Source organism: Vampirovibrionales bacterium (genome assembly GCA_016712355.1).
Taxonomy (GTDB): domain Bacteria; phylum Cyanobacteriota; class Vampirovibrionia; order Vampirovibrionales; family Vampirovibrionaceae; genus JADJRF01.
Window position 1 is genome coordinate 1,190,780 of sequence record JADJRF010000005.1, and the last position, 11,901, is coordinate 1,202,680.

Annotated in this window: 11 protein-coding genes; 8 read left to right on the plus strand and 3 right to left on the minus strand. The window is 62.1% G+C overall.

Annotated features, from left to right (window positions below; genetic code table 11):
• Positions 1 to 58: 58 nt before the first annotated feature.
• Positions 59 to 514: a hypothetical protein gene (locus IPK79_06815; protein ID MBK8190147.1), complete on the minus strand. Its 456-nt coding sequence runs from the start codon at positions 512 to 514 to the stop codon at positions 59 to 61.
• A gap of 172 nt (positions 515 to 686) precedes the next feature.
• Between IPK79_06815 and rpmE the strand changes: the two genes are divergently transcribed.
• The 7 genes from rpmE (at position 687) to IPK79_06850 (ending at position 10,117) form a co-directional block, all read left to right on the plus strand.
• On the plus strand, positions 687 to 1,109 hold the full coding sequence (rpmE, locus tag IPK79_06820; GenBank protein MBK8190148.1) for a 50S ribosomal protein L31: 423 nt from the start codon (positions 687 to 689) through the stop codon (positions 1,107 to 1,109).
• Between the two features lie 76 nt (positions 1,110 to 1,185).
• Positions 1,186 to 2,274, plus strand: coding sequence for a peptide chain release factor 1 (prfA, locus tag IPK79_06825; protein MBK8190149.1), 1,089 nt, complete (start codon positions 1,186 to 1,188; stop codon positions 2,272 to 2,274).
• A gap of 98 nt (positions 2,275 to 2,372) precedes the next feature.
• Entirely contained in the window at positions 2,373 to 3,440 is a 1,068-nt protein-coding gene (locus tag IPK79_06830) for a class I SAM-dependent methyltransferase (GenBank protein MBK8190150.1), read from the plus strand.
• Between the two features lie 184 nt (positions 3,441 to 3,624).
• Complete coding sequence (locus IPK79_06835; GenBank protein ID MBK8190151.1) at positions 3,625 to 4,002, plus strand: hypothetical protein; 378 nt, start codon at positions 3,625 to 3,627, stop codon at positions 4,000 to 4,002.
• Positions 4,003 to 4,012: 10 nt separating this feature from the next.
• Entirely contained in the window at positions 4,013 to 6,595 is a 2,583-nt protein-coding gene (locus IPK79_06840) for a hypothetical protein (protein MBK8190152.1), read from the plus strand.
• Between the two features lie 78 nt (positions 6,596 to 6,673).
• A complete protein-coding gene (gene cpaB / locus IPK79_06845) occupies positions 6,674 to 7,711 on the plus strand; it encodes a Flp pilus assembly protein CpaB (protein ID MBK8190153.1) in 1,038 nt (345 codons plus the stop codon).
• 96 nt (positions 7,712 to 7,807) lie between these two features.
• Complete coding sequence (locus IPK79_06850) at positions 7,808 to 10,117, plus strand: pilus assembly protein N-terminal domain-containing protein (protein MBK8190154.1); 2,310 nt, start codon at positions 7,808 to 7,810, stop codon at positions 10,115 to 10,117.
• Positions 10,118 to 10,131: 14 nt separating this feature from the next.
• Here IPK79_06850 and IPK79_06855 read toward each other — a convergent pair whose 3' ends face one another.
• Positions 10,132 to 10,992, minus strand: coding sequence for a hypothetical protein (locus IPK79_06855; GenBank protein ID MBK8190155.1), 861 nt, complete (start codon positions 10,990 to 10,992; stop codon positions 10,132 to 10,134).
• Positions 10,993 to 11,092: 100 nt separating this feature from the next.
• Between IPK79_06855 and IPK79_06860 the strand changes: the two genes are divergently transcribed.
• Positions 11,093 to 11,302 (plus strand): hypothetical protein, encoded by a 210-nt coding sequence (locus tag IPK79_06860; protein MBK8190156.1) that lies wholly within the window; start codon positions 11,093 to 11,095, stop codon positions 11,300 to 11,302.
• Positions 11,303 to 11,305: 3 nt separating this feature from the next.
• On the opposite strand, the gene IPK79_06865 is transcribed toward IPK79_06860, so the two are convergent.
• Complete coding sequence (locus IPK79_06865) at positions 11,306 to 11,848, minus strand: adenine phosphoribosyltransferase (GenBank protein ID MBK8190157.1); 543 nt, start codon at positions 11,846 to 11,848, stop codon at positions 11,306 to 11,308.
• Between the last annotated feature and the right edge of the window lie 53 nt (positions 11,849 to 11,901).

The following is an 11,901-nucleotide window of genomic DNA, read 5'->3' on the forward strand; positions in this document are numbered from 1 at the left end:
AATCTCTTATTATAGCCCTCTCCGGACTGCGATAGCGCGCTTGCGCGTCTTCAAGGCGTTACGGGTAGTCCAGATGCGCCTCGTCGTCGAAGGCCTGCGGGACAATCGCGCGTCCGGCCAGACCCGTTCCGCGAATGCCCTTGCCCACGAGCCGCCGCCAAACCGGATGCCGGTCCACGCCCAGTATCTCGCGCGCCGCATAGCAAGCGCTGACGCCCGTCGCGTTGCGCAGTTCAATGGCGTCAGGCGGTATCATCCGCCAATAACAGCGCCGACAGATGCGATCGCCGCTGAGGTAAAACGTATAGGCGCGATTCGGCGATAGCGCCGGGTTGGGCGCGGAAACGCCCGGCGGCCCGTCGGTGATGGCGGCGGGCTGTTTGTCCGCGTCCTCGGGCGCGGTGTCCCCCGGAACCTGCCCCCAGGCGCGTCCCGGCGCGAAACGGCCCGCCATCGCCGCCACCAGCAGCAGCAACAGGGCGAACGCGAGGCGAAACCGCGCGAAAGTCATCATATACAGGACTCCAGACGAAGGGTCTCCTTGTGAGTATACTCAAGGAGAATGCGACAGTCATCGCGCTTGATTTTCGCCCTTGAGGGCCCTAAAATGGCGATTCATCGTCGGCGGCCTGAGAGCGCCCTGCGCGCCCGTCGCCTTTCCCCGCCCACTGGAGACGCCTCCCCCCATGAAAGAGAAAACCCATCCCCAGTACAACGTCGTTGAAGCCGTCTGCGTGTGCGGACACCGCCTGCTGACCGGTACGACGCTGCAAGCCATTTCTGTTGAGATTTGCGAAAACTGCCACCCGTTCTATACGGGCCAGCAAAAGATTGTGGACACCGAAGGCCGCGTGGAGCGCTTCAACAAGCGCTACGCCGATGTGGCCCCTGCCACCAGGCTCGACGCCAAAAAGAAAGCCAAAGAAAAGGCCGAGGCCATGGAGCGCCAGCAGAAGCGTCGCGCCCAGGCCATGGCCGCGTCTCAGCCAAAGCCGCGCGCTGCGGCTAATCCGGGGGCAAAACCTGCCGCCGCCGAGGCTCCTGCGCCTGAGCCGCAAGCCGCCCCTGCGCCTGAAGCCGCTGCGCCAGAAGCGCCCGCCGCCGAGTAGGCCGTTTGCCGCGCCCGCCTGTCGTTTTGAAAGCGCCGATCGGCTTCTCGCCGTTTGACGCGGGTATCTGATCGTCATGGAAACCCTTTTCGAGAAATTGGAAGACCTTCAGCGCACGTATGAATCCCTGGGGGAGCAGCTTTCGCAGCCCGAGGTGCTGGCAAACCCTAATCGCTTGCGAGAACTCGCCAAGCAGCGCGCCGCTCTCGAAGAAACCATGGCCGCTTTTGCCAACTGGAAGCGCATCGACCGTGACTGGCAGGACTCGCAAGACCTGCTGCGCGGCGAAACTGACGACGAGATGCGCGACTTCCTCAACGCAGAACTCGAACGCCTCGCCGACGAGCGCCTCGCCCAGCAGGAAGCCCTGCGCCTGATGCTCCTGCCGCGCGACCCTAACGACGATCGCAACATCATGCTTGAGATTCGCGGCAGCGCCGGGGGCGACGAGGCCAACATCTTCGCCGCCGACCTGATGCGCATGTACCTGCGCTACGCCGATCGCTGCGGCTGGAAGGCCAAGATCATGAACGTTTCTGACAGCGATCTCGGCGGCGTGAGCGAGGCGTTTATTCAAATCAGCGGTGATCAGGTCTATCGCCGCCTGAAGTACGAATCTGGCGTTCACCGCGTGCAACGCGTCCCGGTGACGGAATCTCAGGGCCGCGTCCATACCAGCACCGCCACCGTGGCCGTCATGCCGGAAATCGACGACGTGTCGATCGATATCAACCCCGGCGATATTGAGATCATGACCATCCGCAGTGGCGGCGCGGGCGGGCAAAACGTCAACAAGGTTGAAACCGCCGTCCGCCTGTTTCACAAGCCCAGCGGCATTCAAATTCATTGTACGCAGGAGCGTAGCCAGCATCAGAACCGGGAATTGGCCATGCAGCTGCTAAAAGCGAAACTCTTTGATCTCGAAATGCAGCGCCAAAACAAGGAAGTATCCGATTTGCGACGCTCTCAAGTCGGCACTGGCGACCGTAGCGAGCGCATTCGAACGTATAATTATCCACAGGACCGTCTAACAGACCACCGGATCGGCCAAAACTTCTCGCTGAGCCCGGTTATCGAGGGCGCGCTCGATGATCTGATCGAACAATTGACGCTGGCCGATCAAAAGGCAAAACTCGAAAAGCTGGCCCTGCAATCGTCTGGCTAGGGCCTGTCGGCTGCTTGCCTTCTGGCTAGCGCCTTATCTCTGCTCTGGATGTCCTTCTGTTCTCACTCTGCGCTGATTATCAACCGGGAGTCCTGTCTATGTCCGTTTCATCGCCTGCTTCGCCTGTTCTGGATGGCGTGGATCCCTGCGCGGCGCTGTATCAGACGATTTTTGGCTTTACGCAGGGCCGCCTGCTGTTTTCCGCCATCGAGCTGGACATCTTTACCCGCATTGCGCAGGGCTGCGACGCGGCCCCGGCGCTGAGCAAGGCGGTAGGAGCCGATCTCAGGGCCATGCGGATTTTTCTGGATGGACTGGTGGGGGCCGGGCTTCTGCAGAAATCGCCGCAATCGCCGGATGCCTATACGATCCCGGCGGCGTATGCCCCGTATCTCGTTCAGGGCGCGCCGCATTATCTCGGCGGCTTGATTGTTCACGGCCGGCGCCTGTCAGACGCCTGGGGCGCCCTGACAGAAGTCTTGCGCCGTGGGCGTCCAAGCGGTCGCGCGCAAGCGCTGACGGTGGTGGAAGAGCAATTTGCTGAGCTGGTCAGCGGTATGGCTATCCTGCACGAGGCGTCTGCGGAACAACTGGCCCAAGCGCTCTCGCAACGAGAGTTGACGCCTGCGCCGGGCGCAAACGGCCTGCGGATTCTCGATATCGGCTGCGGCACCGGGCATTGGTCGGCTGCGCTGTTACGGGCGTTTCCGGCAAGCGTGGCGACGCTGGTGGATTTTCGCCGCGTGATTGAGGTTGCAGCGCGCTATATGGCCCAACACGGCCTGTCCGATCGCGTTACGACTGTCGCCGGCGATCTCGAAGAACTCTCGTTTGACCCGATGGCTTACGATGTGGTGATTCTCGCCAATCTTTGCCATGCAATCGGCCCCAGCGCCGCGCAAGAAGCGCTCAAGAAGGCCGCACAAGCCCTTGCGCCCGGCGGCTCGCTGATTATTGTCGAGTCTCTGGCGGACGTCCAGCGCGCCCAGCCCGGCTGGCCCCTGATTTTCGGCGTGAATATGCTGGTCAGCACCGACGAGGGCGACGTCCTGACCCAAGCCCAGTGCGACGCCTGGCTTTCGGTGCTGGGATTCGCCGCCAGCGAGGCGATTGCGCTGGAGCCGCCTCTCACCGCGTTGCTTTGCGCCGCGCCCGCCCCTCGGTAACAAGACGCGATAAGAATTGTTGCAACTGCGCAACGATGCCGGACGTCGCCGCCGGGCTCCCCGTATAATGACGCTGGCCCTTCAGGGGCGTCGCGTTCAGGGCGGCCGGCTCGGCGGATAGAGACGCTGCATGCCAGAGAGCGGCGCGACAGTTGGTTTTCAGAGAGACAGGAGCGCGCATGCCTTGGCGCATCGAACGTTTGACGGCTGGACGGACGAATTGAACCTCGAGCAAGAGATTGCAGCTTTAGAGAAGACCATCGGGCCCGCGATGGCGCCCGCCGCTGCGACGCCTGCGCCTGTTTCGCCCGGCGCGCGCGTGGTTTCAGATGATCTTGCCCGTCGCATCTCTGATAACATTCTGGCCCGCCTGCGCGATGACGAATTTCTCGATAAATTCCTGCGCGCGCGTGAATTGCAGCGCGATAATCAGCTGCTGGCTTCGCAAGTGAAGCACCTGCTTCGCGAAAAGAAGCAACTGGAAGCGATGCTGGCCTCGCATGAAGACGATTTAAGACGCTACAAAGCCGTCGTAGGTAATATCTACCTGAAAATCGACTAGGGGCGCTTCTATGCCGCCTGCGACGCTGACGTATCTTCATACCCATTGGGATCGCGAATGGTACGCGCCCTTTCGCGAGTATCAGGTGCGCCTGGCCGACGTTGTTGACGCCGTGCTGGACCGCCTCGACGCGGGCGATCTGCCCGCCTTTACGCTGGATGGACAGACCTGTCTGCTGGCCGATTACCTTGAACTGCGTCCCCATCAACGGGAACGCCTGTCCTCGCGCATTCATGACGGCCGCCTGAGCGTCGGTCCGTGGTTTGTGGCCCCTGATTCCTTCCTGGTCAGCGGCGAAAGCCTGATTCGTAACCTGCAACGCGGCTTGCAGGAAGCCCGGACGTGGGGCTGTCGGCGCTTTACCGGCTACCTGCCCGATACCTTCGGCCATAGCGGCGATATGCCGACGATCCTGCAAGGTTTCGGGCTGGATTCTGCCATGCTCTGGCGCGGGGTGAATCCCTCTTCGGCGCTGTTCTGGTGGGAATCGCCGTCGGGCGCCCGTGTCCAGACGCTGCATCTCACCGATGGTTATTTCCAGAATATGCTTCACGACCCGCTCCTGACGCAATCCGAGCGCGTAGACGCCTTGCGGGCTCTTAAAAGCAAGCTCGCCGCCGCCGCAGCGCCCTATCCTGCGCTGATTCCATTGGGGGGGGATCATCTGGGCCCGCCCTCTGCGGCTCACTGGCAGCTCTTGAACGAGACGCTCGGCCCGCTGGAGACGATTCATCCCGCCGACTGGTTTGAACGCCTGCCCCCTCAGGCTGTCCGGGACGACGGCCCCGTGATCAGCGGCGAGCTGCGCGATTGCGCGGCCAGTTTCATTCTCCCCGGCGTCTACTCGGCGCGAATGGCGCTTAAGCGCGAGAATCGCCTGCTGGAACATCGTCTTGCGCGTATTGCCGAGCCGTTGGCCGCCATCACCCAGTTGTTGACGCCGCCGGATTGCGCCGCCCCCTTCTATCACGCTGAAATCGCCAAAGCCTGGGAGCTCCTGCTGCTGAATCAGGCGCATGATGGCATTGGCGGCTGCTCGATTGACGCGGTTCATCGTGAGAATGCCCATCGCTACGAGCAGGCCCATCAATTGCTTGACGCTGTGGCGATTCGCGACGCTCGCGCCCTGGATCGCATTGCCTTGCAGGGAGTTCCAGCCGATTGCTGGCTGATCGTCAACACGGGCGACCGTCCCTACACCGGCCCGGTTCGCGTAAGCGCCGAGGGAGAGGCTGCGCAGGCAGGTCTTTCTGACTGCGAAATCGAGCCAGACGCCTTGCGAGACGCTTACCGCAGCGACTTCTGCGACGTCCCGCAGGCGCATCGCCTTGTGCGCCGGGCGACTGGAGCCATTTGGGCTGAGGATCTCCCTCCCTTTTCGGCCACGGTTCTCCCGAAAACGCTTGCGCGAAAGCCCCCGGGTGACGCCCGCATCCTGAAACCCACTGACGGCGAGCGAAATGCTATCGAAAATGCCTTTTTGAGACTCTCTGTAAGAGAGGATGGGCGCATTGATGTTCTGGACAGGCAAACTCAGAAGCTCTATCGTGATCTGATTCGCTGGGTTGCTCAACCGCAGCGCGGCGACGCCTATAACTATCGCCCGCGCCCAGATGCGCCGCCTGTTTTCTGGCCGGATTCTTCGGATTGGCAGGCTGTGACTGAACAGGATGCTTTCTGTGCATCGCTGGTTCTGACCAGCGGGGCGCTTCCCTTTCGGCGAACTCGCCTGACGCTGACGACCCAAAGTCCTTGGCTTGTTATGCAAACCGACATCGTGGTAACGCCCGACGCGGCCGATTGGCGCGACGCCACGTTTCAGGCCAGCTTTGAGACAGGCGCGCCGCTGACAACGGTGACGGCAGAAAGCCATCTGAGCGCGGTGAGCCGCTCGTATGACCCGGCTTATTGCTTGCAGGCGCAGCCGCCAGCCGAAAAAGGCCGTGAACTTCCCACGCATACCGGGCCGATTCAGCGCTTTATTCTGGCTAATGGTCAGTGCTGGCTTGTAAAAGGCGGCTGCGAGTATGAAATTGCCCAATCCCGCCTGAATCTGACTCTGTTTCGAACCTTTGAACGCCTTTCCAGAGACGACACCGGCGCGCGGGGCGCGCATGCGGGCCCGCCCCTGCCAACGCCCGAGGCGTCGAACGGCGCAATGACGCTGACCTATGCCTGGGCCCCGACCCCAACGGCGGACGATCCTGTCCCTTGGGCTTATGAGGCGGCGACGCGCTTCTATGGCGTTGTGAATGGCTGGCAAGGCGGCGCTGCGAGCTTGACGCGCCCGCCAGCGGCTGTGTCCCGTTCGCTGCTGAGCTGGGACAACCCGGCCATTGTGAATATGGCGTGCGTGATGGCCGCATCGAGCCCGCGCGTTCTGGCGCTTCGTCTGTTGAATGTGACGTCGGCCCCGCAAACGCTGCTCCTGAACGTGGGGCTTCGCTATGAGCGCGCTCGCTGGGCGGATTTGAATCATGAGCCGCTGGCCGATGTCTCGCCGGTAGACCTTGCGAAACCCCAGTCCTTTGCGCCTCATGCGCTGCGGACGCTGCTTCTGGAGGGAATCGCGCAAGATCCTCGCCTTGGATGATCCCATCGCCCCCGTCGATGGATAGAGTGGAAGGGAGTTCAAATCGGCGGCGCGTGAACGCGTCAGGGCGGCGAAACGATGGCGAGCAAACCCGGCGGCCCCGGTAAAACAGGCGCTCTGTTTCTGGCAGGGGCGATTGTGATGGCGATTATCACGGCGGTGGTGTTTAACAACGCCGTCAAGGGCGCTGATCGCAAGAAGACGGCGGTCGTTGAGACCGAAGGCGTGATGGTTGCGGCGCAGTACATCCCGGCGGGCACGGCCCTGAACGGGGTTCAGCTCAAGCGGCTGGCCTTTCCCAAGCGCTACCTGTCGCCCGGTTCGTATTTTACCCGCCCCGGCGAGCTGATCGGCCGTACGATTCGCGGCGACCTTATCCCCGGCGAGATTGTCTACCGTCAGAAGCTGGCGGGCGATAAATCGCGCGGCGGCCTGCCGGTGATGATTCCCAATGGCTTGCGGGCCGTGTCGATTAGCGTCAACGAGGTCAAGAGCGTGGCGGGTTTCGTCAAGCCCGGCGATCATGTCGACGTCATCGCCACGTTCCAGTTGCGTTCTCAGGAAGAGGATGCCCCGACTGATAAGCTGCGCCTGTCTCGCACAGTATTGCAAAACGTCCTGGTGCTGGCCACGGCCCAAACCATGATTAACAACGCCGAGCCGCAGGCCGAAAAACCGCCTGCGCTGCTGGACGCCGAGCGCGACCCGAAGGCTAAACCCGGACAGGAAGCCAAGAAATCGGCCCGAGATATCGAGCGCGAGCAGCGCCAGCGCGAGAAATCCCAGAAGGATGCTGAGAAGCGGGCCAAGACCACCTCCAGCGTCACGCTGGCCCTGAGCCCGTCGCAAGCCGAACAGGCCGCGCTGCTGGAAGAAGCCAGCGAGATTCACCTGACGCTGCGCGGCGAAGGCGATACCAAAACCACAACGCTGGGCAGCGCGGAAAGCCGTCAGTTGATTCTCGGCGCCGGCGCCCCGGCTCCTGGCGCGTGGCCTTTTGCCAGACCTGCTGCGAGATCGGCGGATCCCGTAACGCCCGCAACCCCGCGTCCGGGGAGTTCGGGCCGGACTGTCGAGCTGATTCAGGGTGGCAGTAAGTCGACGGTGAACTTCTAGCGGCGCCGGGCGCTGGACACCTCTCTGAGAGTGGCATTCTGGATAGCGAGACGCTGGCAAGCGCATTCTAACGAGCAAACGGGTGGAGGAAACGACGTGATGAACTTCAGAGGCGGAATCGCCGTGAGCTTGAGCGGGCTGATGATTGGCGCGCTCGTCGGGGGCCCCATGCCCGTGATGTGGGGCGAAAAGGCCCAATCCTTGCTGCATCCCGCCCAGACGCCAGCCCCTATGCCCCCAAGCAAGCGTGCGCCCGCCAGTGCGCCCGTGATGATTCCCACAGCGTCCAAAATCACGCCGCCCCCGGCGTCGCCTGCCGCTCCCCTCGTAGCTGCGCCCGAGAAGGCCGCGCCCAAGCCGGCGTTCTCCTTTCTGGATAATCCCGAGCAGGTCCTGGCGGATGACGTCGCCTGGCGCGTGGCCAAGAACCGCCCGCCGCTGAGCGTTGCCGCCGCCCCGGAGGCGCGCGCCATCCCCGAGCCGCAAGAGGCGCTCAACCTGTTTCAGTTGGCCTTGCCCGCTCCTGTGGCCCGGCCTGAAATCCCCGCGAGCGCGGCGGCTTCTGACAATGCGCTGTCCGTGATCCCGCCGATGCCTTTGCCTGCATCGGTGATTGCGTCTGCGTCGACCATCAAGCGTGCGCCCAAAGCCGTGTCGACGCCGGTCGTCGCCAAAGCCGAAGCCCGCGTGGCCGCCCAGTCGCTGGAAGTCACCCTGGGCAAGGCCCGCATCGTGAATCTGCAATATCCTGCGAGCCGAGTCTCGCTCAGCAACCCGGATGTCGCCTCGGTGGTGGTCCTGTCGCCCAAGCAGGTGCAGATTGTCGGCTCGAAGGTCGGCGTCGCCAACCTGCTTATCTGGGATGACGCCCATGCGGATCGCTATAGCGTCGTAGACATCACGGTTCAGCGGGACGTGACCACGCTCTCGCGCCAGATTCGCATGATTGACCCGCAAATCGTCGTGATGCCCATGGCGGCTGAAGATTCCGTCATTCTGACCGGCGCCGCCGCGTCGCGCGAACAGGCGCAACTGGCTGTGGAAATCGCGAAAGCCTACTTCACCGGCAAAAGCGGCGGGGTTTCGGCGGCTGCTGGCGGCGCTTCCGGCGCGGCGGGCGATAAGGACGCCAACAGCATGAGCCCGGGATCGGCTGCTCCGGGGCAAGTCCCGAACATTATTAACCTGATTCGCATTCAGGGAGAGCCTTCCACCAAGGCGGAGGCTGTGCGGCTCAAGCTCCGCGATATCGATCCGAATATTCGTATGGATGTCGCCCCCGGTCTGGGCGGCGCGGAGAAGGTTATTCTGACCGGAAAGGTCCGAAGCGCGAACGTTATCAGCCGCGCTATCAATCTGACCAGCGTCTTCTACGGCAAACCTGGCCTGACGGTGCTGACCGGCCCCGGCGGCAACGCGATCCGCCAGACGGGCAAGGCCGATTTCCAGGGCGCCGAAGCGTTTAACGACAACATGGACATCAATATCCTGCAGGGCTCGATTGTCACCGACGCCTCGGGCAATGTGGTCAGCATGATGGAAGTGTCCCAGCGCCCGCAAATCCTGTGCCGGGTGAAGGTGCTGGACGTGAACCGCGCGGCGCTCAAGCAGTTGGGCAGCAACTATCTGGGCAACTATAACGATGTGACGCTGGGCAGCTTCAGCGGCTCGCAGTCGCCGGCGGCGGGTAAGACCGTGGCCACGCTCGATCCCGAAGACTCCGGCAGCCTGATTCTCGAAAACGCGGCGGAAAAAGCCCGCTCGGGAACCGTCAAGTTCGCCAGCGGCGTGAATCCTGTCTTCGGCGACGGGGTGACGCAGTTTCTCACGCTGAAGCAGAAGCATTCGCTGGCCATCAGCGCGCTGGTGGAAAAACGCAAGGCCCGCTCGCTGGCGGAACCAACGCTGGTGATGCTTAGCGGCGAAAAGGCCAGTTTTCTGGCCGGGGGCGAGATTCCCATCCCGGTCACCGGGACCAATGGCCAGATTAGCATTGAATATCACGAGTTTGGCATCCGACTGAACCTCATTGCCACGGTGGACGACGACGGCAAGATTCACCTCCAGATCGCCCCCGAGGTCAGCACGGTGGACAATGCCAACGCGATTACGACCAACGCGGTTTCGGTGCCCGCCTTCGCGACGCGGCGCTTTCAGACGACCGTCGAGCTGATGAACGGCGAGAGCTTCGTGATGGCCGGCCTGTTCAATCAGGAAGAAACCGAGTCGGCCAGCCATCTGCCCGGCGTGGGCTCGATTCCCTTTATCGGCGCGTTTTTCCGCAGCAAGTACACCGACCGGCGCGACCATGAGATGGTCGTCATCCTCCAGCCGGAAGTGGTGATTAAGCCCGATAGCAGCGCTATGAGCCCTGATATGAGAGGCCTTCGGACCTTGCGTCCTTAAGAAACAGCCTCGTCTCAAGGAGACCCGCGCGCCTGGCGCCGAGACGACGGGACCTGCGGGGCGTCATAGCCCGGCAGATCGCAGCGAAACCGTGGCGGGGGCTTGCCCTCATACGTCACCCAGGGCGGCATCGCTCGCCATTGACGCGCGAGGATGGCATCAAGGCGCGCATCGGAAAACTGCGCGGGCCTTTCTTTCAGGCGGCGGCCAAAACGGCAGCGCCGCGCCAGCATCAGGCCTTCCCCCCATGGGGTATAAGACGACCACTGATAATCCGGCGGGAGATCGGCGGCGCGCCACGCGGGCCGGATGACAAAGCGATCGTCTCTATTGCTTTCGCCTGTTGGCGAAAGGGTTTGCGTGCGCTCTAACGCGCTGGACGTTTTCTGAACCGGCGCTTCAGCTGATGTCCCCTCCAGTTCCGCCAGCCGGCGACGGGCAAACGCAAGCAGAAATCGTCGGGGAAAGCGCGGCGCTGTTATTTTAGGTTCTGGAGAAAATGAAAACGAAGATGACAAAAGCCCCTCTGGCGTATTCGACGAGCGACCCGCGGGCGCGACGGGGCATCGGGGCGCAGGGCGCAGCGGGGGCGTTGCATATGCGCTCAGTTCAGCGATCGGGCGCTCCAGAATCGTCAGCATGCGCCGCAAGACGTCGGCCATCGGCTTGGGGCGCGCCTGCGTCGCGGGATCGTAAAGCGGCCAGCGTAGCCATTTCTGGATAAAGGCGTCGTATCGCGTCAGAAAATGCACGCCCCACAGTCCGATCCAGGTTTTGCCCGAGGACAGCGCCGCGTCAATGACTTCCTCGAATAACGCGAGGTTGTCCATCAGCGTAAAAAACAGGGCCTGAGGCCGAGAAACCCGGTCTGTCATGGAAAAACGCCTCGGTTGAAGAACGCTATCCTCACCTTAGCGCATGTTTTTAAAAAGCATAGAGATCAATATTTACGATTTTTCAGAAGCCGCTCTGGGCTTGAAAAAAGCCATTTTTAACGCGAGGGATTACCGGGCGCGTTTCGTCAGAAAGGCTAAACGCGCCTTTCTCAAGGCAGTTTCAGGCTCGCGGGAAGACGATTTTTCTGTTTCAGTAAGATTTTCAGGCGATTTTCTTCTGAAAACGCGTGCGTGTAAGCGAAAATCCTGCTGGCTGAAGGGCGTGATCGCCCGTATAGACGAGCGTTGAGCCCTAGGGATAGACAATCATCGCATGCGCGTCGAGCCCGGCGGGCAGCTTGGCGCGCCCGTTGAGAAAGCCCAACTCGACCATGAACAGAGTCGCCGTCAGCCGCGCGTCCAGACGGGTCAGCAGGGTCGCCGCGGCCGATGCCGTGCCGCCGGTGGCGAGGAGATCGTCGATTAAGACTACGCGCGAACCGGGTTCGATGGCGTCTTTGTGAATTTCGACCGTGTCTGAGCCGTATTCCAGATCGTACTCATGGCGCTCGACCAGCCCCGGCAGCTTGCCAACCTTGCGGATCGGCACAAAGCCCGCGCCCAGCGAATACGCCAGCGCGCAACCCAGAATAAAGCCGCGCGACTCGATGCCAACCACGTAGTCGACGGGTTTATCGCCCAGATAGTAGTGAAAATAGTCAATCGTCTGGCGAAACAGCCGTGGATCGCGCAAAACCGTGGTGATGTCCTTGAAAATAATGCCCGGCTTGGGGAAATCCGGGACGTCACGGATGGCGGCCTGAATCTGCGAGACGGAGATCTCTTGACGCGGCATCGGAATCTGCGTGGTGGTGGCCATAACGAGGGATCCTTCTATCCGGGAGGTGG

Excerpts from the sequence above, each read along its gene's own strand:
- IPK79_06855 (MBK8190155.1), bottom strand. The coding sequence starts at position 10,992 with ATGACAGACCGGGTTTCTCGGCCTCAGGCCCTGTTTTTTACGCTGATG.
- rpmE (MBK8190148.1), top strand. The coding sequence starts at position 687 with ATGAAAGAGAAAACCCATCCCCAGTACAACGTCGTTGAAGCCGTCTGC.
- IPK79_06815 (MBK8190147.1), bottom strand. The coding sequence starts at position 514 with ATGATGACTTTCGCGCGGTTTCGCCTCGCGTTCGCCCTGTTGCTGCTG.
- prfA (MBK8190149.1), top strand. The coding sequence starts at position 1,186 with ATGGAAACCCTTTTCGAGAAATTGGAAGACCTTCAGCGCACGTATGAA.
- IPK79_06830 (MBK8190150.1), top strand. The coding sequence starts at position 2,373 with ATGTCCGTTTCATCGCCTGCTTCGCCTGTTCTGGATGGCGTGGATCCC.
- IPK79_06840 (MBK8190152.1), top strand. The coding sequence starts at position 4,013 with ATGCCGCCTGCGACGCTGACGTATCTTCATACCCATTGGGATCGCGAA.
- cpaB (MBK8190153.1), top strand. The coding sequence starts at position 6,674 with ATGGCGAGCAAACCCGGCGGCCCCGGTAAAACAGGCGCTCTGTTTCTG.
- IPK79_06865 (MBK8190157.1), bottom strand. The coding sequence starts at position 11,848 with ATGCCGCGTCAAGAGATCTCCGTCTCGCAGATTCAGGCCGCCATCCGT.